The sequence below is a fragment of the Sphingobacterium siyangense genome, assembly GCF_007830445.1.
In the GTDB taxonomy this organism is placed as follows: Bacteria; Bacteroidota; Bacteroidia; order Sphingobacteriales; family Sphingobacteriaceae; genus Sphingobacterium; species Sphingobacterium siyangense.
On record NZ_VLKR01000035.1, the window covers coordinates 1 to 23,808 of the forward strand.

At 38.3% G+C, this 23,808-nt stretch carries 19 protein-coding genes; 4 read left to right on the top strand and 15 right to left on the bottom strand.

Going from position 1 to position 23,808, the window contains the following annotated elements; translation table 11 throughout:
- The 8 genes from IQ31_RS22645 to IQ31_RS22680 form a co-directional block, all read right to left on the bottom strand.
- A partial coding sequence (locus IQ31_RS22645; RefSeq protein WP_145330247.1) for a helix-turn-helix domain-containing protein occupies window positions 1–248 on the bottom strand: 248 nt, incomplete at its 3' end.
- 62 nt (window positions 249–310) lie between these two features.
- The gene (locus IQ31_RS22650) at window positions 311–1,150 is read right to left on the bottom strand and encodes an IS256 family transposase (protein WP_244294563.1); all 840 of its coding nucleotides are present in this window, start codon (window positions 1,148–1,150) and stop codon (window positions 311–313) included.
- Between the two features lie 147 nt (window positions 1,151–1,297).
- Window positions 1,298–1,990: an energy transducer TonB gene (locus IQ31_RS22655; RefSeq protein WP_145330249.1), complete on the bottom strand. Its 693-nt coding sequence runs from the start codon at window positions 1,988–1,990 to the stop codon at window positions 1,298–1,300.
- A 66-nt stretch (window positions 1,991–2,056) separates the two neighbouring features.
- Window positions 2,057–2,917 carry a DUF1735 domain-containing protein gene (locus tag IQ31_RS22660; RefSeq protein WP_145330251.1) on the bottom strand — a complete coding sequence of 287 codons (861 nt, stop codon included), beginning with the start codon at window positions 2,915–2,917 and terminating at the stop codon, window positions 2,057–2,059.
- A 12-nt stretch (window positions 2,918–2,929) separates the two neighbouring features.
- Complete coding sequence (locus IQ31_RS22665; protein ID WP_145330253.1) at window positions 2,930–4,552, bottom strand: SusD/RagB family nutrient-binding outer membrane lipoprotein; 1,623 nt, start codon at window positions 4,550–4,552, stop codon at window positions 2,930–2,932.
- Between the two features lie 11 nt (window positions 4,553–4,563).
- Window positions 4,564–7,701 (bottom strand): SusC/RagA family TonB-linked outer membrane protein, encoded by a 3,138-nt coding sequence (locus IQ31_RS22670; RefSeq protein WP_145330255.1) that lies wholly within the window; start codon window positions 7,699–7,701, stop codon window positions 4,564–4,566.
- A gap of 455 nt (window positions 7,702–8,156) precedes the next feature.
- Window positions 8,157–9,410 carry a FecR domain-containing protein gene (locus IQ31_RS22675; RefSeq protein WP_145330257.1) on the bottom strand — a complete coding sequence of 418 codons (1,254 nt, stop codon included), beginning with the start codon at window positions 9,408–9,410 and terminating at the stop codon, window positions 8,157–8,159.
- 11 nt (window positions 9,411–9,421) lie between these two features.
- On the bottom strand, window positions 9,422–9,988 hold the full coding sequence (locus IQ31_RS22680; protein ID WP_145330259.1) for an RNA polymerase sigma factor: 567 nt from the start codon (window positions 9,986–9,988) through the stop codon (window positions 9,422–9,424).
- Window positions 9,989–10,279: 291 nt separating this feature from the next.
- On the opposite strand from IQ31_RS22680, the gene IQ31_RS22685 reads away from it, so the two are divergent.
- Window positions 10,280–10,846, top strand: a complete 567-nt coding sequence (locus tag IQ31_RS22685) for a MauE/DoxX family redox-associated membrane protein (RefSeq protein WP_145330261.1) — start codon at window positions 10,280–10,282, stop codon at window positions 10,844–10,846.
- A 158-nt stretch (window positions 10,847–11,004) separates the two neighbouring features.
- On the top strand, window positions 11,005–11,328 hold the full coding sequence (locus tag IQ31_RS22690) for a hypothetical protein (protein ID WP_145330263.1): 324 nt from the start codon (window positions 11,005–11,007) through the stop codon (window positions 11,326–11,328).
- A gap of 64 nt (window positions 11,329–11,392) precedes the next feature.
- Here IQ31_RS22690 and IQ31_RS22695 read toward each other — a convergent pair whose 3' ends face one another.
- From IQ31_RS22695 to IQ31_RS22710, 4 genes are read right to left on the bottom strand one after another with little or no spacing between them, the layout of a single operon-like run.
- Complete coding sequence (locus IQ31_RS22695) at window positions 11,393–12,742, bottom strand: RagB/SusD family nutrient uptake outer membrane protein (RefSeq protein WP_145330265.1); 1,350 nt, start codon at window positions 12,740–12,742, stop codon at window positions 11,393–11,395.
- 19 nt (window positions 12,743–12,761) lie between these two features.
- Entirely contained in the window at window positions 12,762–15,959 is a 3,198-nt protein-coding gene (locus tag IQ31_RS22700) for a SusC/RagA family TonB-linked outer membrane protein (RefSeq protein ID WP_145330267.1), read from the bottom strand.
- Window positions 15,952–18,018 carry a TlpA family protein disulfide reductase gene (locus IQ31_RS22705; protein WP_145330269.1) on the bottom strand — a complete coding sequence of 689 codons (2,067 nt, stop codon included), beginning with the start codon at window positions 18,016–18,018 and terminating at the stop codon, window positions 15,952–15,954. The genes IQ31_RS22700 and IQ31_RS22705 overlap by 8 nt, the downstream gene beginning before the upstream one ends.
- Window positions 18,019–18,032: 14 nt before the next feature.
- A complete protein-coding gene (locus tag IQ31_RS22710) occupies window positions 18,033–18,407 on the bottom strand; it encodes a hypothetical protein (protein WP_145330271.1) in 375 nt (124 codons plus the stop codon).
- A gap of 615 nt (window positions 18,408–19,022) precedes the next feature.
- Here IQ31_RS22710 and IQ31_RS22715 point away from each other — a divergent pair.
- A complete protein-coding gene (locus tag IQ31_RS22715; RefSeq protein ID WP_145330273.1) occupies window positions 19,023–19,613 on the top strand; it encodes a hypothetical protein in 591 nt (196 codons plus the stop codon).
- Between the two features lie 19 nt (window positions 19,614–19,632).
- The gene (locus IQ31_RS22720) at window positions 19,633–20,292 is read left to right on the top strand and encodes a hypothetical protein (protein ID WP_208734352.1); all 660 of its coding nucleotides are present in this window, start codon (window positions 19,633–19,635) and stop codon (window positions 20,290–20,292) included.
- 198 nt (window positions 20,293–20,490) lie between these two features.
- On the opposite strand, the gene IQ31_RS22725 is transcribed toward IQ31_RS22720, so the two are convergent.
- The 3 genes from IQ31_RS22725 to IQ31_RS22735 all read right to left on the bottom strand — a co-directional run bounded on the left by IQ31_RS22725 (window position 20,491) and on the right by IQ31_RS22735 (window position 23,802).
- Window positions 20,491–21,516, bottom strand: a complete 1,026-nt coding sequence (locus IQ31_RS22725) for a hypothetical protein (RefSeq protein ID WP_145330277.1) — start codon at window positions 21,514–21,516, stop codon at window positions 20,491–20,493.
- Window positions 21,507–21,794 (bottom strand): hypothetical protein, encoded by a 288-nt coding sequence (locus IQ31_RS22730; RefSeq protein ID WP_145330279.1) that lies wholly within the window; start codon window positions 21,792–21,794, stop codon window positions 21,507–21,509. The genes IQ31_RS22725 and IQ31_RS22730 overlap by 10 nt, the downstream gene beginning before the upstream one ends.
- 517 nt (window positions 21,795–22,311) lie before the next feature.
- Window positions 22,312–23,802, bottom strand: a complete 1,491-nt coding sequence (locus IQ31_RS22735) for a SusD/RagB family nutrient-binding outer membrane lipoprotein (RefSeq protein WP_075991327.1) — start codon at window positions 23,800–23,802, stop codon at window positions 22,312–22,314.
- Between the last annotated feature and the right edge of the window lie 6 nt (window positions 23,803–23,808).

A 23,808-nucleotide genomic window follows, 5' to 3' on the forward strand; every position in this document is an offset into this window, starting at 1 on the left:
TGGATCAATTTCTGGTGGATCAGCAGTGCCGAAAGTCCACTGGCCAGATAATGCTCGATCTGTTCATGAAATACCTCAAGACCACTGGAACGGGACTGCTGCCTCGGAGCTGAATCTCCATTCAGCAGCGCTTTTTGGATACGCGAAACGGTCTTGCGGCACATCCCAAGTTCCCTTGAGATCTCCCGCAAAGATTTGCCGTGTTCCAAAAGTGTTTTTATCGTATTGTACATAGCCACTTTATACATAACGCTGAGAGTTTATTATACTCTCAACAAGTAAAACCTTAATTGTTTAAGGTGGTGGCATTTTAATGCGAATTGCTGGGGGTATTTATATGCGAATTAACACAAACAACGTATTTACAAGCATTTCTAATCTGATGAACGACACAGATTTGGGTTTGAGATTCAGGAAAAATGGAGCGGATAGTCCCAGTAAATCCATTCAAATTATCGGTTGCTGTGATCAGAATATCTTCAACACCACGAGCTTTTAAATCCGTTAAAACGCTCATCCAGAAGCTCGAACTTTCATTTTTCCCAAGCCACATTCCTAGCACTTCTTTTCTTCCCTCACGATTTAATCCGACTGCCAAATAAATGGTTTTGTTAATGACTTTCGAATTCTCCCGAACCTTGAAAACGATTCCATCCATCCAGACAATTAGGTATAAATCGTCTAAAGGACGGTTCTGCCAAGCAACAACTTCGCTGGCAACAGCGTTTGTAATTCGGGAGATAGTGGAGGTAGAAATATCAAAATCATACATCTCTTTGATCTGTTCTTCAATATCACTTACACTCATTCCTTTGGCATAAAATGAGATGATGATATTTTCCAAACCATCGATAATATTGTGTTTTTTCGGAACTAATGCAGGTTCAAAACTACCCTCACGATCTCTGGGAACTTTAATCTCAGATTCTCCGAAAGAGGATTTTATTTTCTTGGTTCCGTGTCCATTGCGGTAATTTCCATCTTTTGTTTTTTCGTGTTTTTCGTTGTCTAGATGGGCATCCAGCTCGGCTTCTAGCATATGTTCTACAGCTCGTTTGTGCATTGTTTTGAAGAAGGATGTTAGATCTTCTCCACTTTTAAAGGATTTGTAAAACTCCTTGTTGTTTAATAATTCTTCTTTGTCGATCATAACTATGTAATGTTTAAAAATAATAAAAAGTTATTTCCGAAAATATTTTTTGAGCTTTGAGGGCTCAAAATATCTTCAGAATAACTTTTCAACTTACACAGTTAGAAAGATACTACCATATTACATAAAAATTCCTTTTTGATCTAACTAGATATGTGTTCTGAATTCTTTCAAATTCAATTTGAATGGAACAACAACAGAAGACTTTACAGCCTCCCCGTTTTGGGTTGCTGGCTTCCACTTACCTGCTCTGTTAAGGGCGCGTTGCGCGCTCGTTAACACGCCATAACCAGGATCATCTTTTAATTTAACACCAGTAATTTTCCCATCTTCTTTCACAATAAAATTTAACTCATAATCACCCGACAAACCTGCTTTCAGTGCTTCAGGTGGATATTGGAAATTTTTATAGAATTTTTCAATGAAAGTAGACATGCCTTCAATTGGTTCTGCTTTTACTATTGCAGCTGAATTTGCAGACTCTTTAAAGCTCAACACTTTGTAAGGAAAACGTACCCAAGAAGCAATCGGTTTTCCATTTTTCGTAGCAGGTTCCCAATCCCCAGACATTTTAACAGCCTTCAACAAACGTATCCCCATCCCTTTTTCAATATCCTTCGCGATATCAGCTGAATCAATTTTTCCAAATTGATTTACACGGATGTCCAATATGATTTCCCCTGAAATATCTTTAGAGATCTCACTATCCGTTAATTTGAAAGAACGATTGACCTGTTTGACAAAACTGTCATATCCTATTTTTGGTAGGGCTGCATTTTCCTGTCCAAAGGAGAATACGCAACTAAGCATCCCGATTAAGCTAAAAATTATTGCTTTCATATCTTATTGTTTCAGAAAATTCACATTATTTAAAAGGGGAAATTCGACACTTCCCCCTTTCTAAATCTATCTTGATCCAGTGTAAACAAACTTTTCTTCAAACGTTCTGGCTCCACCATTTGATGTCCAGTTAACCGTTAATGTCTTTGTTGCTGGATCATAAACACTGGTGGACTTAGTCGCAATTGGCAGAAGAGAAAACATTTCTACAGTAATTTTATTAGTAGCTTGATCAATTGTATAATTTACCTGATTAGAATAAGTTCCTAGCAAACCAGGGTCTAGCATACATTTATTGCTTCCAATCGTTACTAATTTGACTGTTTTATTTGCATTAGGGACTAAAGCCGTATTCGCAGATGTCGTATATTTGTAAACACCGTCAAAGAAGTTTTTAGCTCCTAAATTCAATATAATCTTGCCAAAATTTCCCGAAATTTCTCCAGAGGATACTGTTTTTATAGCTAAACCAACAGCATAATCAGCATCAAAAGTAAACTGATCCGGTTTCAAATTAATTGGGACAGCGACTTCTCTTTCACCCTTTTTTATTACCGCCTCAGTCGCACTTAAACTATACTGTGAAGCAGGCATCGCCTCATATTCGGTTTCATTTTCGTCATTATATTTTTCTAGTAATGAGTTGTCAACAGCTATTGTTACTTTAATATCACTTTCTGCTGTTTTAGCTCCAACACATTTCAATTTCAAATTTACTACTCCAGTAGGAGCAATATCAAATGCTAAAGAGTATAAAGGTATAGAACTCGATTCGTTAGATATTGGAACAGATACATCCCCAAATTCTATAATATTCGCAACAGCACCATCAGCATCCGGTCCTATTAAGTCTTTATCCTTTAAACAAGACGTTAGCACTAATGGAGAAGCTAACGCTAAGAAAATATATTTTATTATTTTTTTCATGTTAATCTAAATTTATTTAGCCCAAAATATTTTAGAAGAATACTTATTTATATCTGCAGGAACATTTGCTGCATTATAACTAAATTCAGTATTTGGATATAATATTCTAGTTGGTAATTTGTCTTCCGACGTTGCACGTGACGCTATTGAAACAAACGTCGTTCTAGCATTCGCAGTAGTGTTTAAACCAACATTCTTTGGATATCCACTGCGACGAAATTCATTCCATGCCTCATGGCCAAATAGAAAATTCAAAGCAATATACTTTTGTGTTATGATAGCTTCGCGTTTTTGTTCTTTCCCAGTCTCTTTTCTTTCAGGTTTATTAGGGTTAGACTGATCTAAATAATCTACAAATTTCACTAAATAAGTATCATTATTATCAGTTTCATATTTCGTTAAATAAGCTTGAGCATCAGCTGCACTTTTAGTAGGCGCATCACCTTCGTTCATGTATAAGTAGTTATAAGATGCCATTATTCCCTTTCTAAAATAAGTTCGGGATGCTTCATCTCCACCAGAAATAAGTCCGTCTAATGCAGCTTCAGCAGCCAAAAATTGACTTTCTGCAGCTAACATCAATGGTTGACCAGCAGCAGGACCTTTGATAACGCCTAACCCTCTATAATTTGTACCGCTTATCGTACCCGAGACTGGACGCATGACCCAGGCAGATGGCGCAACTCCAGTTGGAGGATTATCAACATTTCCAAGTTGATTTTTATTGGTTGATATTCCATTTGCGAAGACTAATGATGCACGTTCCGAGTCAGATATTTTAAAACCATCGTAGAAAGCCATTATATAATTGGTAGGAATAAATTGGGTTCCCCATGTTCCCACAGCGGCATTATCAGCGCCATAAGCCCAAGTATTCCACATCGGATTTTGCTTACCCGAAATTTTGGTAAATACAGGTTGTACAATTACATCGCTTTCAATAACGCCAATATTATCTATTGTCTTATTAGCAAATGTAGCTTTACTACCAGCTCTTAACACCAACCTCAATTTCAATGTATTAGCAAATTTAGCCCACGAGGTCGTATTACCTTTGAATATAACATCTGCCGTTTTAAAATCATCACTAGCAGTAGCCGATTTAAAGAAAGCCACTGCTGCATCCAATTTTTTAGCAAGATCGACATAGATATCAGCTGCCTTATCGTATTTAGGAGTTAGCGAAGCAGCGCCCTTTAACGCATCTGAATAAGGAACATCATTATAGGTATCCACAAGATTCGCATAATTATACACTTTCATGACCTCTGCAGCTTGTACAAAAAGGGCTTTCCCTTCGCCTGCTTTTTCTACAACATACTGAAGATCAGTCAATGTATTATATGGAGTACTCCACAAGCCAGTCATAAACCCGGTTGAAAAATCGTAGGTAATCATATCACCCCAACCAGAGACCCCGCCCGATGTAGCATAATAACCTACTAATCGTCCGCCATAGGTATTATATGTTGGAACAGAAAGCGCTGTTGCAACCATAGCTTGAGGCAAAACAAGCTCTGGGGTCGACTGAGTCGGTGAATTTGGATTATCATTGATATCCAAAGCCTTTTTACAGGAAGAAGCTACCAATAAAGTAGACATTGCTACGGATAAATATTTTATTTTATTGTTCATGAGATTCGATATTAAAAAGTTAAACTAACAGAAAAACCAACGTAACGAGACGGCGGTGTTTGACTTAAACCTGTCAAACCAAGCGCATTTCCATTGGATGATCCGTTTCCATCAGAATATTCTGGATCGGTATAAACATTTGTAGCAGGTGTCCATAGAAACAAGTTACGACCTTGTACACTCACTCGAGCCTTCTTAATCACATTTTGACCGGCAAGAAAAGATTTCGGTAAATTATAAGACAATGACATTTCACGGATTTTCCAGAATGCTGCTGAAGTCACATAGGTTTCGTCAATATTTCGTCGTCCAGTAGCCATTGTCCAATAATCAGCTCCACCATCATAAACAGTAATGTTTGTATTTTTTACATAAGAATTTGTTGCTTCATCCCAATAAGATGAATTTGGAATAACAAATCGTTCACGATCGTAAGCAACGGTATTTATTCCTGATCCGGAGAAATCAAACAAATCTGCTCCATTATTAAAGATATAGTTACCTGTACGATACTCAGCACTTGTGTAAAATGTTAGATCTTTATAAGATAATGAAAAGTTTAAACCTAATGTATGCGTTGGAAGCGCTGCTCCCAGCACCTTCAATGTACCATCTGTAGTTGGATATCCTGTAATACGATCCACAATAATACGTCCTTCAGGATCTCTATTATAAGTAGAACCCATGATTACAGGGAAAGCTTCGCCTTTTACTGCGTAAGATCCTGTACCACCTGTGTACGTAGCCAAAGCCAACTGATCTAAACCTTCTGCAATTTCGACAACCTTATTCTGAATATAAGTAAAATTTCCGCCTAAAGTCAAGTCCCAATCTGCCGTACGGATTGGTGATACGCTTAGTCTCGATTCGATACCTTTACCTGTGGTTGTTCCTGCATTCAGTAAATATTTATTATAACCAGATGCCCAAGAAATATCTGTTGGAACTGTATTGTCTGTTGTTTTATTATTAAAATATGTGACATCTGCAGATACCCTATTATTCCACCATGCAGATTCAAAACCAAATTCAATAGATCGCGTCATTTCCGGCTTTAATCCAGGTTGAACTATCTGATTACCAACTGTATGACCACCAATTCCATTATATGGATATCCGGAACCTTGGCCAAAAGTAGGTACCGTTGCATAGGCTCCAAAGTTGGATGAGCTACCAACGTTGACTTGACCTACTTTAGATAAACTCCCTCTTAGCTTCAAAAAGTTCAATGGTTGAAAATCTTTTAATGCTTCAATTGCATCAGTTGCAACAAATGAAACAGTTGCCCCTGGATAGAAGAATGAACGATTGTCTGGATCTAAAATTGAAACCCAATCATTACGTCCCGTTAATGTCAAAAATAAATAATTTTTGTAGGCTACATCAATTTTACCAGCTAGACCAAAAGTTCTCGCTAGATAATCCGCTTGGCCTGTAGATGGAGGATTCAAACTATTTCCCTGATTGTAAATACCATCGACAACCAAACCATTAACTGTAGCTGACAAATTCGAAGATTGATTCTGAACATATTGAAATAACGCCGTATAGTCGAATTTGAAATCTCCGTTTGTATGTGTCGCATGTGCATTAAAATCAGACACAATACTTGTCGAATAACTTGCTGCATCGGAAACGCTACCAGTAATATTCGTTCCTTTATATGCACCATGCAAACCAGCAGCATAAGGTGTAAAGGTGAATTTACCAGTCGTATATTTATAGGATTGATTAGAAGTGGTCATACCCACACGTCCCATAAAGTCTAACCAAGACAAAGGTTTAAAATTCAATTCCACATTACCCATGAAATAATCATTCCTAATTTTTTGGCGATTATTTGCGGCAATAAAATAAGGGTTATTATAGTAAGCGTTATAATAACCATTTGGATTTGCAAAAGGATTATTTTGCCAATCTTTATAGCTTGTTAACGGCACCTGACCCGGAGATTGCAAAACCGCATCATAAATATTTGCGTTTGCAGATGTTTGATCGTATCTATTTTGAGCGTAATATGAAGTATAATTAATATTGAGAATATCATTTAATTTTCGACTTCCGTTTACACGAGCAGATGCTCTATTATATTTATCAAAAGGAACGGTACCTGTCGATTTTAAATATTGCCCTGAAAAACGGAAAGAGCTATTCTCATGTTTGGATGCCACGGCCAAATTTGTCATGTTTGTCACTCCTGTTTCCCAAAATTTATCCTTTCCACCATTCCACGAATAAGGTCCTGTTTGTGTTGATCCATCCTCTAGAGGATCACCAATTTGCACTATAGACCCATCAAAAGCAGGTCCATATTGTTGGTTTTCGTAGGGTACATAAAAGATATCATGCGCCGAATAGCCTGAACCAAAACGTTTTTGAACTTCAGGCAAAAAGTTAACATTCTCAAATGTAGTCGTATTATCGATAGTTACCTCTAATCCATTACTAGCAGCACCTCTTTTCGTTTTAATAATCAAAGCACCGTTAGAAGCTTGCGAACCATATAAGGCAGCCGCGGAAGATCCGTTTAGAACTGTAATATCTTCAACATCGTCTGGGTTTAAATTCCCCAGCATAGAAGATGGAGAAATTACGTTGTCAATAACAATCAATGCTTGGTTATTACCAGTTAACGAACGCATCCCCCTTAACATGACACGGTAATTAGGGTTCACACCCGATCCTACACCTTGTACAGTAAGACCTGCGACTTTACCAGTTAAACCTGTGACGATATTGGTTGGCTTAGCCTGTTGTAAATCCTCCGCTTTAATTGTGGTCTGTGCAGCTCCAATTGAACGACGACTAGCAGTTAACCCCGCACCAGTCACAACGACTTCATCAAGAACAGATTCATTTCCACTAAGTTGTATGTTATACAAACTTGAACCTTGTGCAACTGTGATTGTTTTGTCTGAATAACCTACAGAACGAAAGACTAAAATTTTTCCCGTAGGAACATTAATGGAATAGTTACCGTTTGCGTCGGTTTGTGTGGCTTGGTTAGTACCTTGAATAACAATAGTAACGCCTGGCAACCCCTCGCCATTTGTACCTGTCACTCGTCCACTAACCTTCTTTTCTTGAGCGAATGCTACCGAAGTTAGAATAGCACCCCCCAATAAAAAACTGAGTAGCTTGTGTTTCATATGTTTATGTTTAATTAAGTATGTTTATTTAAATTCTCGGCAATTACAACGATCTAGGCTAGTTAAGATCACTTTTCAATTATTGTGATAATCTGTTTTTAAGTTAGTCGTACATTTTTTAGCTGTGAGCTGTTAAAAAATGTTAAATACAAAATTATAACTTTTTTTAACTTCTGCAATGCAGGCATAACTTTATTATAACAATTATTTTATAGAAACACATAAACCACTATAAAACAGCATATTATTTTTTTTTAAAAAGATAATATTAGCTAGGAATATTATTAAAACCAACAATATACATAGGTCGTTTCTTATTCAATTCACCTCATCTAGGAAGCGTCATATCCCGATCAGACTTCCATTTTTAAACATAAATTTCTCGTAAAATTCATTCCAACCTTAATCCCCAAAGCCCACTTATCTGTACACTTTACCTGACTCACAAATACCTCTCATTTCATCGCCGTACGACTATCTCTATGATCTTCAGGACAAAAACTTATCATCCCTTTTTTCTCATACATCAACACGCCAGCATCGCGTATCGCTGCGTAGACCTTTTCCCGAGTGGTCTTATAGCAGACAGTCGTACTTATCAACTTGTTCGGTATGCATTTCATGTTTTTAACCGTAAATCCATGCCAGCGGCTCATCTGCCAGACAAATTCTGTCAGTGGGACATCTTTATATTCACGAACAGCATTCGCCCATTGCGAAGCTTGTTCAAAATCCCCGTTCGTTAAATAAAATAAACTATCCCTTCGTATTTCTTCACCCTTCGGTAAATAGGATTTGATAACCGCAACTTCATCCAAACATTGAAGCACCTGTCTTTTGCTTGATCTGCGATCAGAAACTAAAACTTCTCCATATGATACCGTTGCTCGCGTAAACTGGGCATAAGAAGCTAATTCAAACCTCCCGTAATCACTCAAAATTTTTCCATTGCTAGTTTGTATTACCATCACGCTCCCAAATAGTTGACTAGGAATATCTATAAGCGCCTCGCCCTCGATAAACAGATGTGTACTATCTCCTTGCGTCAACGGATAACGAAGGGTTGATTGGGCATTTAGCCGGACCCGCATACCGTAAGGGAATTCTATAACACATTGCTGACGAGGAGCTGTTCTGATCACAATAGCCGTGTCGTTTGTATTTACTTCCCGCCCGCTGGATGATTTATCAACTTCCAATATCCCCTCGGCGGTCTTGGCGAGCGAAATACCGTTTAAATCAAGCAATACTCCGGTTGCATTCGTATCCAATCGAATAATAGATGAATCAGCAAGCATTATTGTACCTACAGATTCAGACAATGGTATTTCCGTACCAGAGGACATACTAGCACATTCCAGACCGATTTCAGCCCTATAATTCCTGTGTTTTGAAATCAAAATTACACCCGACACTATAAGGAATAAAACCGCTGCTGCAGCACATCCCCACCATAATTGCCTTTTCTTTTTTCTAGCTGACCGATCTCCCGCAGACCGGATCTGTTCAAAATCAGGCCGCCACTCGATGGACAGTTCGTTTGACCGATTAGTAGACATTTCTTCGATCACCTCGGCAATCATTGCATCAACTTCCTCTTCACTAAAAATTTTCTCCGCTGCTTCTAATTGATCGGATTCTGTAAAACTGATACTCGCGTCCATACGCTTCCTAATCAGTTCCTTTACATATGTTCTGTTGTAAATCATTTCACCTTGTATTAAACAAATAAGCCCATAAGATCTTTCAACTTTTTTCGGATCACCTTCAGTGCCCTAGACAATTTATTTTTCACCGTCTGTTCTGCCATTCCATAGGTTGCCATTAATTCCTTGTTACTCCTACCCTCAAACTTCGATTTAATGACGAGCTCCCGATCCTGGGGAGGCAATTCTTCACAAGCCTCCAAGATCAGCATCTCAAGTTCGTTATAGGCAAATATATCGTCTGCGCATTGACCACTAGCCATGTCCAGGCCATTATCGAGAGAAATCTTATTATATTTTGCCTCATCTCTAATGTAATAAAGAGCTTTATTTTTCGCTACGCGCTGCATCCAATATACGGGTGCTTCTAGCTTCGCGACCAATTGCCTTTTTTCCCAGATTACGATTAATGTCTCATTCAATACATCCTTGATTAGATCGTCATGATCATAAATAAAACGACGGATATACTTTTCCAGACTCCCGCCATAACGCGCAAAAATCTGCTCAAGCGCTGCATTAGGCTTTGAGTCTAATAATTGAAAAAAGTAACGATCGTACATATTTGTTTCTTTTGCCATTCGTCTACCCTCTCTAATATCATTTTGATAAAATTATAAACTTAAAAATCAGATACTTATAAAAATTACAGCGTATTAGCAGGTACGAACTAGCCTTTATTGCTAGTAGTATATAGAAGAATTAGAAGATTAGATTTTAAATCATTAATAAATCAAAGATAATAAAAGCCATATAACAAACCAAGAAATATAATTTACAATATACTGATTTACAAATAGTTGAATTCAAAATTCAACCCGATACTCTTATGCTTCTTTTATAGATTAGAAAAGACAGTAACAACTAAAAAAATGAATGCAAAAACAGCACATATCACAATGGAAAGTATCCGAATCGCATTTATGGTCTTTTGGATCTATGTAGCTATAGACAAGCTCATGGAACCCAGCGCATTCCAAGCTGCTCTTCTCCGGCAACCGTTACCAAGCAGCTGGGCAAAACCTCTTTCTTTGACACTTCCTGCTATTGAGCTCGCTACCGGAATCCTTTTAGCCGGTCGGTATAAAAAAATAGGATTACTGCTATCTATAGCTTTATTATCCTCTTTCAGTGTCTATATTGCATTGGGACTACTCAATCTATATCCGCAGAAACCGTGTGGCTGCGCATCCGTATTTGAAAGTTTGTCGTGGGAATGGCACTTGGTGGTAAATATGGTCCTTTTTACGTTATCCATATTGGGATGGTACTTGACTGGCCCAACCAGCCCCATGGAAAGGCACAAGAAAAGGAACCTATCAATTGGCTTTACCTTTATACCGCCCATTCATTTAGGTATTGTCACACTCTGTCTTTATCACACTTCTCAAATACGCTTTCCGCGAAAATTTGCACTATTCCCGGCTTGGCCGGTATAGAAATAAATTATGACACGTGATGGACAGCCCGTAAAAATCGATCCCGAGGTATAAAACAGACTGAAGCGCCTCGTTAAAGCAAAGATTCAGTCATTAATAAAAAAATTGAGTTTTTTGTGGAGGTAAACTTTTTTTGCTCTTATAAAAAAGGCCTCGGTATGAAAGCAATATCTTTCATCAAAAAGCATGCAACGGTGATGTTAGCCGGAGCTGCAATAATTGGATTCTCCAGCTTCAAGATTGCTGAGAACTATAATAAAGCTGGTTTAATGTGGTACCCTGTAGATTCGTCTGGAAATATCTCCAGTACGGGGAGTACTTCGCCCACGAGCGACTGTAGCGAGGAAGAACTTCCAATTGTCTGTGAAATACAATTGGAATCCAACTCAAATGGCACACCTCCAGCTACGCATATCAATGATACAGAACTGAAAGGAGGTTCTGTCCCATTTAATGATGCAAAATTCCGTAACGAAGATTAATCAATAACGGATAATCAGCTATCTCCCGCCTCGTAATATGTGGGAGATAGCTGATTAGAAATAATTAATTCTGTTCGTACTTACCCAGGTCAACTACAGCTTTTGGAATCGGCATTGCATATCGTTCACTATTCGGTTCCAAGATATAAGTACTGCCTTCAACACTCCTTGTAATTGTTCGCGCAGTTTCTTTATCCAAATTAAGCCGTTTCAGATCCGACCATGCAATACAGCGCAAAAGCAATTCCTTTCTTCTCTCCAAGAGTATCCGCTTCAATAGCTCGGCGTTTGGCAAATCCTTTATAGGTTGAAAGTCCGAGTAACGATTTATCAATAAATGATTGAGGTCCGCCAGACTCTTGTCTGCATCACCCGTTCGCAAATATGATTCGGACCGAATGAGATAAAGTTCATCTTTTGCAAGTCCTGCAAAGTAAACACCAGATCCTATATAAGAACCCTTAAAATTGTAAATACCGTTTTTCAGGTTAAAAAAACCTTTCTTGCGAAGGTCATTGTCTTCATAAGTTTTCAACAGTTCTGCGTTTACATCAATACGAGTATCCGAGATAATCTGCGCATAACTCATGGAAGCATAAAAAATCACTTCGGTATTATTTTCTTTAAATGGGTAGGCCAAGGAAAGATTCAATTTGTTGTAATCCAAAAGTGTTCCGTCAATCTTTATGGCCTCGTCACTATGAACTAAAGCTTCCTTATAGTCTTGCATAATTAGATTAACTCTTGCTAGCATCATAAGTGCCGACTTCTTATTGGGCTGATAAATGTTTTCAGAGTTTTTATCTAATAAGGATACCGCTTCTTCCAAATCCGTCTTAACCAGCATATAAGTTTGTTCTAGCGTTGAACGGTCTAATTTTACATCGAGATCAGTTCCCTCTCTCAATGGCAGACCCCGCTTACTTTTATTCTGTTCGCTGTAAGACATGCAATATACTTGTGCCAATTGAAAGTAAGCCCATGACCGGAAGAATAGTGCCCTGCCGCGAATATTATTAAATTTATTGGTATCGGTGGTTTTATCATTTTTTGACAGGATGTCCAGCGCCAAATTAGCGTAATAGATTTGCTGATAAAAGTTACCCCAGTTTTCCAGCCCAACGTTATCAATAAAAACTTCATCTCGCCAGAGGTAGGCGTTCGCCTGCCATGGAACCAGACTCGACCAATAACTAGGTGGAACCACAAAATCTCCTGCGGCAATATCGCCCAGCGGCGAGGCTCTGCTGGCATTCATGATAGACGTTCTATTAAGAATAGCTTCTGCATCTACAAGGGTGCTCGGTATGACCAATCCTTTGGATGACCGGATCTCCAGCCATTCTTTTTTACATCCCTGCATAAGGATGGAAAAGAAGACGAAGAGTAATGTTAGTGTATTTCTAGCTTTCATGATCTCTGTTCATTTAAGGTTAATAGCTCATTTTAATTCCAAGAGAAAAAATACGTGGTGAAAGGTAATAAGAGGCAGACGGATAATCGGGGTCCAAACCCAGCTTATTTTTGCGCCACAAGATTCCGACATTGTTTAAATACCCATAAATTGATAGATCCTTTATCTTGAAGCGATTATGTAGCAATTTAGACAGCGAATAATCTAGTCTGATATCGCGCAGGCGTATATGATCTCCTTTTTCTGCCAATATCTCAGACTGCGTATACACGATATCTCTGTTCGCAATATTTGCAAAAGGATTTGACGGTACATTTGTCACAGCTTCATCACCCGCTTGCTTCCAACGATTGAGATAATCTTCGTGCATGCCTTTGCCATTTGTCATCAGCAAGCTGTATTCCACTGAATTTCGTCTGAAATAGTATCCTAATTTAAAAGCGATATTGAAACTCAGGGTTAGGTCTTTCCATCTAAAATTATTTCTCCAAGCCCCAGTCCAGATGGGCACACTGCTGCCATGGTTAACAAGGTCATTCATTGATAAACTATTTATATATTTGGTATACTCGGTATTCCTTACGCCATCATTGATCACCAAGGGATTGCCGGTAGTATGATCAAGACCGAACCAAGGCAAGCTATACAGCGCATCCAGTGACTTATCTTTTATTGGACGCTTATCCATACCCGTTGTATAGCCCATTACAGTAATAGTGTTGTCACCATAATAATCGGTCACCCGGTTGCTAGTTTTCGATAACCAAAATTCATTGGACCATTTAATTCTGCTGCCTATTTCTCCATAGCCCAAAGTCAGATCCATTCCAGCAGTTTCCATTTTCGCATAATTACGTTTTAACTTAGCCTGAGAACCTCCATAATACACTGTGGGATCGATAAGATCAATACCGATAAGATCATCCGATTTCTTTCGATAGTAATCCACTGATCCTCTAAATTTTCCTTTGATCCTGAAATCCATTCCCACATTTAACGTCGCCACTTTTTCCCAGCGCAGATTTTGATTACCTGGCGATGTGACCAAGGCCTGCTGTAAATTGGTCGATGAGTTGACACTATATGACACTGTAGGATAGGCAGTCATACTTCGGTCAATATTACCGTTCTTGCCATAGGAAACACGCCATTTCAGTTGCTGAACAACATCGTTTTTAAAGAAATTTTCGTCGCCCATATTCCATGCTAAACCAACAGACCAGAGCGGAATACCCTTTTGGTTGGTATTGACGCCAAACAGATTGGAAGCATCCCAGCGCACACTCCCCGACAACAGGTATTTAGATTTCCAATCATAGCCCAAATTGGCATAATAAGACAGGTATCGATCAATATTTTCTTTAAGCGTACTCATCGGAAAAGGAATTCTTCCGGAAGACTGCGGGCGAAGTGGATAAACCTTAGTATAATCAAGTATCATCTGTGATGTTAACAATTCATCATTATAGCCATACAGTGTGTAATCATCCAGCTTAGTGACCACTTCACGCTGCTCCATGCCTGAAAGAAATACAACACGATGAGATCCAAACTGACGATCGACATCAAGCTGCAGTCTGCCAGACTTAGAGGTCAGTTGCTGCCGGCTCTGACTGAGTATATCTCCATAAGGAAACACCCGGCTCCCATCGGCCTGTGTATAGCGATTAACCAAATTCCGTACATAATAAGCATCCTTTTTCTCCAGATTGCGATAATTGGTCGATGCCATCAATGACTGCAGATTGAGAGACAAGCGTATTCCTTTGACAATTCCATAATTGATCGCTAAAGACCACCTATTCTCATTCATGCCGGAGCGCTTACTTTGAAGATTGAGCTCATCCAATGGTCTATAGTTCCAGTCTAGCAATCCTGAAGTTGGAGCTTCCGCTACATATTCTAAGTTATAATCCCTTAGAACAGGTGCATTTCCGTCCTCCTGCTTCAACGACATATAAGGATAGAGGTAATCAAAATTTCTAAAATCCACCGTGTTAGCCACATTGTTATTTGCAATAAAGCCGTATCCAAAATCAAACTTCAGCTGACTTATCGGATAATAACTGACTGAAGATGAAAAGGTGGTTCTTTTTTGACTATTGCCAATATCATGGAGACGCTGTCCATCCCATCCGCCAGAGAAAAAATAACTGAGATCCGAAGAACCGCCCCGCATATTTACATTGTATTGCTGCAAAAAGGAAGACCTATAAAGGTACCGCTTCGCCTCATCGCGCAGATCTATCTGTGCGGCACTACGTAATCGCTGGTCCAGATCGGTATCGCTAATCTTATTATTCCTATGCTGATATAGCCATGTAACCACCGGCGACAATGGAGATTTGCTCGCATCGCTATACCGTGCATCATATATTCCCTTTTCAAAAAAAACTTTCTCCAAATCAATATAGTCCTTGGCATTAATAAAATCCTTACCATACGTCAAATCCGGTCTAGGAGAAAAAGAATTAACTGCATTTAGGCTGACTGTCAATGGCTGATCTCTCTTTCCTTTTTTTGAAGTCAGCACAATAACACCATTTGAAGCCCTTGCACCCCATATAGACGTCGCAGCCGCATCTTTAAGCACCGTTATTGATTCAATATCGTTAGGGTTGAGCCCATTGATATCACCGTCATACGGAAAATTATCCAATATGATCAAAGGAGAACCATCGGCATAGATTGTATTGGTACCACGAAGGCGCATAGCAGTCCGGTTATTATCGCTGTTCATCTGACCTATTTTTCTTTTGTCGAACTGAAGTGAAGGAGCAATATCTTCCAATCGATCCAGTATCGCCGAAGAAGTATTCCGCTGCAATGTCTTTCTATCGATAAAATCAAAGCTACCTGTAGCACGCTCCTTTGGTAATGAATAATAACCGGTACTGATCTGCACCTCCTCTATCATCACCGATTCGGGCATCAGACTGACCAACACATTTTTCTGTTCACGCTTAATAGCAAGCTTTTTTGCTTTATACCCAACCGATGAAATCCAGACCGTATCGTATGTCTTTAAAGAAAAAACAAAAGCACCTTCGCTGTCCGTTTTTGCCAGTACCAACGAATGATCGGCCTTGATAGTGGCCCCTGCAATACCTTTCTGCGTCTTTTCGTCGACAACTCTCCCTTTAATAGATGATTGACCCTTGGCAGTAAAAAATGTAATTAGAACGAGGAAAGCAAGTATACAATAACGATTAATCATGATCGCCCCTCCTTTCTATCACCAGCATAGGCAAGGCTATTGTATCTCTCTTTATCCCCAGGCCGTAACGTTGCAAAGCAGCATCAACTGCGCAGAGGTTTTTTGTATCAGCGTAAAGATCCATGCTGACATTCCCCGCATAACCAGTAGCATCAGTAACAGGCAATTTATCTTTATAATTATTATCGGCTAGATAGGAAACCAAAGATTGCAGAGGTCTATTGACCAAACTAAAATAGCCCTTGTCAGCTTTTATTTTTCCTGTAGCACCACTCTTACTGTAGCATTTTTTGAAGACAGCTGCATCCCGAATATAGAGACACCAAGCTTCTACCCTGCTTGTCGCAACGTAGGATCGGGCATTAAATTTTAGTTCAAGCAATTTAGCTAGATCCAATTTTAATAGATCTGTCTTCTGTTGTTCGTCCAGCATCTCGTTACTTTTAAGATAATAGCAATATAAATTGGAACTTTTCCAAGCTCTTAATGCATTTTCCTTTTCATACTTCTTTGTATTGATAAGCTCTACCGGCAATTCCATCCAATACCGCGTTGAATCTGCTACGTTCCATATGACCCGATTACGCATCCCTACGAAAGGAATTTCTTTACGATTCGCATAAAGCAAAAGACCTAAAACAGAATGATTGTATAAAGTCAGCGAATATTTTGTATCGAATTTTGCAAAAACACTGTATGGCAAAGACTTAGCAAACACACTACTTAATATCACCTGTCCAATTCTATTTGAGTCTATATCCGGCTTAGATAGATTACGTAGTTCCTCGCGACTTATTTCCGCATTCTTTGGCAGCAATTGAACAGGTTTGTTGTGCACCAATTTATTTATATTGGCAACGGAAGTGAGGTTTCCATCTGTAATATAGGCTACCCGACCATCTTTGATCCAGATCTGATGAGGGACGCTTACATGGGGAAAATATTTTCTCAGGAGAGAATCTGCGTAGATGGAAGAAAAACCAATATTATTCTGTTGTAGTATCCGGCCTGCTGCATGTGCATCGTTTATGGTAACGGGTATGACTACCGCATTAGTATCTATCAGTGTTTGACTGGCCGATAACTCTTTCAGTTTACGAATGCATGGTGCACACCATACTGTCCAGAAATCCAGAATAAGAAGTTTCTTGCCGCGATACTTCTGCAATGTTATTGTTTTTTCAACTTTAGTGTGATCGATAGTCTTCAATGGCATATTCCATAATTGATTTTCAATAATGCTCCCTACTTCCAGCGATTTGATTGAAAGCCCATCGGCCCCGCTGTCCTTGCGGGGGGTCTGAGCTGATAAACTAAACATAGAAACAAAACATAAAAACATCCATGTTAAAACCATGCGATACGCACGCTTATAATATGCAACGAATAAAAAGCATTTTAAAGCCCGCTGAACAACTAAGCCTATTGATCCAAGCAAAGTATTGGCTCGAAACTCCAAAGCCTTACAGATCGACTTAAAGAACCTTAAAACAGATCGTTCAGATTCTACTCCATAAGTCAATCTAGACTCTCCCACCTGCTGAAAAGCTTGCTTTTGTTGGGTGGGACTTGTGCAATCGTTTAGTTGTCCTTGTGTATAACAAGGGCTTAGCAAGGGTGAACCTAGGGTCGCGCTATAGTCAAGCTTGTGTGTTTCTTGTGCGAACGTATAGTCAACCGTTAAATAACCAATAACTACCGAATTTCTACGTTTCATCGGATTTTCATCGGGTCGGCATCGGGTTTTGATCGGTGTGGCCCGATGAAATCCCGATGAAAACTCGATGCCAATAGCATGAAAGGCAGAAGCTGGGGCGAAGTTGGGCAGACAAAAGTCCGAAGAAGCCTCCATCTTTATTAGGTTTTGAAAGTCGCTCGTGTAGCGCTTTTTTAGCAGGATCGAAATACCTTTAAAGTACGTTTTTCCTTGTCTAATTTTCTTGCGCAACAGATGTGTAAATAGTACTATATCTGTGCTTAAGTACTGCTTGACAGGTACTTGAAAGATATAGGTTATATAGGCCTTTAAAAAGGTTATTAATTTTAGGGTATTCATCATTTTTTTGTTAGTGGTTACTTCGATAACCGACCGAAAAACTCAGCGACCTTTCTGCTCAACTCTAGCTCTTTTCCGATGCGCTCTTTTGCTTCTGCAGACAGCTGTACTGTACTCAGGTCTATATGGTGATGATTGGCGATACAATAAGCAATCAATACGCGATACAAGGCAGTTGCAAATTCTTGTATTTCCTCATCTTTCAGAAGCCTATTTTTCTTCACGTCACCATCAACATAAGCAATTAATAGTTCCGAAGTATTAGCAGATACAGTCTCCAGCGCATAGTGATTCCAGAATGTCTCAATCTCCTTTATAGGGTCATAATCGAGGCAATGGACATCATAAATCATACGATCAAAAGCAAATTGTAGCGCTAAAATCCTGTTCATTTTTCAGTAGATAAATCATAACCGAAAGTACATAGCATGCCCCTTCCGATCGAAATCAGCTTTTTATTGGGAGCCTGATGTTACTCAGTTCACATTAGTAATAATTAATTCATTCTGGGAGCCAGAGCGCGTTTGATTGAGGGATCACAAAGGTGTATAATATTGGCGTTACGCGTTCCATGGCGAGAGAAGCCAAATCTTATTTGGCCAAACCAGCCGAGCTACTCGGGGGCAGTGATGATGTTTTTTGATCTTTGTTTTTTGTTCATAACTCGTTTATTGGTAACGAGTCTTGTCGGTAGGTTTCCTAATGATAAATGTGGGGCTACAAACCGTACCTGAAATAAAGTTCTCACGCCTTACACAACACGGATTTACAGTAGCGCCCACATCTATCTTACATGCAAATATAGCATAAAAGTATAGACGTGGGTATTTAAACTACTGCCTTGCGTTGTGGCGTGAGAAATTACAGGCGCAAGACTCTTGATTTAAACACCTAAACTATAGATGACTGATCTAATATCTTTCTAAAACAAAGATAATAAAATAGAATTTAAAAATCAAATTATTTAAGACATAAAGCATAAGGATATCTTATTACTTCCTTTATTTATGGCTACAAATATTTGGTTTTTATTTCCTATAGAGCTTTATTTGATTATACAGGTAAGACGTATAAGATTAGATTTAAATATCGTTGCAGAAGAGCTTTCAAACTTTTTAAAGAAAGGAGAGAAATATATTGGACATATTGAAAGTCGTGCACATAACTCAAAATACAATGATGAGATTTTGAGTGAAATTGCTATATACTTTTCTCAAATTGCAAAAATGAGGCAACAAGAACTTAAGGATTCAGGAGATAGCTCTATCATCAAAACAGATTACAGGATATATGACTTCTATCCCGCAGAAATTTTATCTAATGATAAAGTTCTCAAAGAAGTTCCTCCTATCCCACCTGGTGCGGGTCCAGCGCCTACCCTAAATGCGTTAATGGAAGACCAAACTTTTTTCAGAAAAGCAAAGACCCTAAATGAAATTGTGATTAAAGCCAATGAAGTCCAAAATCAAAATTGGGAAGCAAAAGACTTTACCCGTCCATTAGAACGCGCTGTAAAGGGCAACGGTAAAAGACTCAAAATAGTGCTTAAAGGAGACCTTAATACATACATCCTTGTCAGTAAACACAAAAAGGATTAGTATCTTTGTGGTCAAAGAAATGGCCAATTTTATGCAAGTTGATCTTAGATTTGAAATAACTAACATTACTACAATGCCACGAATAGAGGTCGAAAAAATGCTCAATGTATTTCTTTTGAGGAAGAAAAGAGGTTATAGTCAATTCGAGCTATCTTTTCTCATGGGCCAACGCGACTTTTATGTTCGTGACGCTGAAGATCCCACCCATACTTTAATTTACTCCGTGCCATTTAATAATATATTCCGTGAGATTTTCGATTGTAGCATTGAGCAAATAGTTCCAGATATAACTCAAATAGATTATACAATTCAAATATCTGTAGCAAGGAATGAATCGGCTCCAGTTGTTTATAAAGCTGAAAAATTCTTCAAAGATGGTCGAACAGAACTTTTAGGCGACTTATCTGCTGAACGAAAAGATGTATTACTTCAATCCCCAAGTATAATATCGGAACAATCTGTTAAAGATTGGGTATTTCATCAAATTTCCACAGGATACTTTAACGAAAATAAAAATGCGCTACAAATTCTCAAAGACTATGAGAAGGAACTTGGTAGCACAATACGTCCATTGTTTCTTGCGAATGCATTAAAGGCATGCAAAGGTACAAAAGGAACACCTAAACTGACAAGTAAGAAAGATGAGAACGGGCGGTTTGTTTACCAGAAAAGTAGTTAATAAAAATATCTCCTCAAAATATCGAACATCTAAAGTTACCATAGAAAATAAATCCCTAAACCGAAGTTCTTTAGAAAACTAGGGTTTATTAAGATGCATTGCTCTTTATCATTTTCAAATTTAGCATACGAAAGAGATCTGATAGGTTTTAGGGAAAATACAAAAAAAACCTAGAGTCTTAGTCTAGGCTTTTATATTCTAGTTTTTAATAGGTCTTGCTGGTAATATTCTTAATATACGAGATTTTTCCATTACACCACACTCTCCATTCGATCTAATATAGATTTCGACATCGTCTCCTCTTCCTTTGTCCATCAAAGGATAATTTGTCGGAACTGAAATTTTAAAAGTATATTTATCTACCTGGGTGGTAATTAGATGAGGTGAATCTACCGACCAATTTACGTTTGTATAATCCATACCAGGTTCTGGTTTAAAATAGAAGTAATTATCATTCCATCCTTGCTTGATTCCAACTGGCCCATCTATTGTACCTTTCATTTCAGAACTTACTTCAATAGGATAATTGAATACTTTTCCCTCATAAGTTGATCTAAGGATGACCGTTCCTACAGCATTTCCAATCCTAATGACTTTCCACTGATTATTCCCTAATGATGTCAATGTAGCAATACCAGCTGCGTTTTCAAGAGTTACTTTATAAGGATTTGTAATTGTGTAAACACTTTCTCCACATGTGGAATTTGATCCGCTAAAACTGGAAGCAGGAATTTCATCTGGATTAAGAGCAAAAGGCCTTGTGCTAGCGTAATACCACTCGGTCCATCCATTTGTAGTCTCAGGGTCAGGATAGCCTTCTTTATAATATCTCCACCTAGCTTGCACATCCACAACTGGATTACTAACTGTCACAGTATTTGCTGGAACTGTAAAATCTTTCTGAATCATTTGTGAAAATGTTCCTCCAGACGGCCAATCAGCATTAGTGAAAGGAGCCGTTACCAAAACAACCTCCTGATTATCTTTATAGTAGAATAACTTAGCTTCTCCTTTCACAGGTAAGCCAGACCAAGGGGCAATTGCTGGTTTGGACATCATGAAATAAAATCTCATAGCGGTAGGAGCATTATATTTTAAAAATATGACGTTTCCTTTAAAAGAAACGTTTGTAAGCCCAGCCGATTCTAACCTAATTCGTTGTCCAAATCCTAAATTACATAAGGAAATAAATAAAATTGCAATAAAAAATCTTCTTATTTCCATAATTTGCCAGCTTTAGCGGTTCTTAAATCAGTGGCAAACTTGTCCATATTCATGGAAAAATTGAGATAGTCTATGTTCAAGGTGTGAGTCTTTGAATTGTAGTGAATACTGTCTTTTGGTATATTCAGTATTTTCGAGGTAGTGGTGTAAACAAAGTCTTTTCCGAATTCTTCGCCATCAATTACAATAGTCTCTTCTTTAGGTTTTACGGCTTCTTCTTTCTTACACGCGCTAAAGCCTAGCCCTAGCAGTGCAATAAACATCAAATATCTTTTCATTTTTATATAAGTTTGCAAGCATACTAATTTTAAATACATTTTATATGCCTATTGGTTAATTCTACACAAAAGTGTGTACTGATAAACCGTACCGAATATTTTAATCGGAGCTTTTAGCTATTTAACTAGAATCATAAAAAATAAGAGCTACTTATTTTTTCAACCATTCGGTAGAGATGTTGTAATGTACATTATTTACTTTTTTTGGCCTTCCTAACAACAAAATGATAATTTTCAGAAAACTATCACTTTCGAGATCTATTATTCAAATATTCTCTTGAATAAAACAAACCTAGTCACCTTTATTAAACTAAACATGGATGAAACAGGATATTATAGAAAGCACAGTAAAATAATTGGGATTTCCTTGTGTTTTTTGATGAGCCAGAAAATATGTCGGGGCTCAACCCCAAATTTTTCCAATAAAATTAAGTATGGATATCCCTGCTATTTATAGCGAAAAAAAGCGGCAATTTCTTTCGAAATTGCCGCTCCCACAAGCATATAATCTAAGAGACTACTTAACGTCCCACCATACCGGTGTATAGATTACAACGTTACCTGGATAATTGCTATTTGTTGTTGCTTCACTAAGTGCGTAAGGCATGCGCAAAGGCATTCTGTCTTCACCTAAAGTTGAAGCTGCAGATTTAACAAAGAAGGTTGGATACCCCGTTCTTCGCCATTCAGTCCAAGCTTCGAAGCCTTGGAAACCACACATTGCATAATACTTTTGTGTGATAATAGCTTTTACTTTAGCCTCCACATCGCCAGTGAATTTAGCATCTGGCGCATCAGCAATATATTTGGCAGCATCTGCGGCGTTACCTGTTGCTTTAAAGCTCTCTGTAATACCAGCACTATATAAGCTCTGTGCATCTCCCGTTCCCCAACCTCTTACAACTGCCTCAGCCTGTAAGAACAAACTTTCGCTTGCAGAAAACAGTTTTACTGGTGCTACTGCAGATGTTTGACTCATGGCATTACCTCCAACCATTGGAGAAGGAGTAGATACTAATTTTTTTGAATTACTTGAATACGTCCCTTGAGCAATGTAAGCAATTGTATCCTGTATCTTTGGTTCGTTCGTTTCTGGATCTGTGTATTCAACTTTGTCATAGAAAGCAAATCTGCGAGGATCATTATTTTTGACAAAAGCTTGCACAACGGTTCCACTAGCTACAACATTTTGAGTTTTTCCTAAACCAACCATTTCATTGTAGAAAGGATTTTCATTACCCCCTGTTGTTGTATAAGTGATTGTCGCATCTTGATTCAAGAAAACAGCATTGCTCGCATAAAGTGCTTTAATACCTGCAGCAGCTTTGGTTGCGTTCACATTAGAAAGGCGTAAATAAGCTCTTAATTTTAAGGTATTAGCAAAAGCCTTCCATTTTTCAAGATCGCCATTGAAAATCATATCCTGACTTGCTACTGGAATGGCTTGTTTCACAGCTAGTAAAGATAGTCCTTTATCAATATAATTAAAAATTGAATCGTATACAACTTCCTGAGCTTCATATTTTGGACTCAAATTTCCATCAGCCTTTGATGCTTCAGAAAGCGGAATATCCCCGAAAGCATCGGTTGCAACCTGATATGCATAAGCTTTCAAAATGTGAGCGATACCTTTATAATTTTCGTTATCCGCCACTTTTGAATTGATAATCAATTCAGCGTTGTTTAAAGTTCCCCTGTAGATATTACCCCAAACTCTATCCATAGAAGTATTGGTGATTCTATACTGATCGATAACTCTATATTGAGAAGACGTTGGGTTTTGTGTCCAATACTGTCCCCAAATATTACCAAATACCTGAAAAGAATTTCCAACCACCTGACTGATTGAGGCTTCTACTGTCGGCAATAACAAACTAGGTGTTGCTGACTCCGGGTTATTTGGATTCTCATTGATATCCAAGAATTTATTACATCCAGTCAAGCCCATTGTCGCAACTAAAGCCACAACTAGGAATTTCTTGGTATTATTAAATTTTATAGTTTTCATACTTTA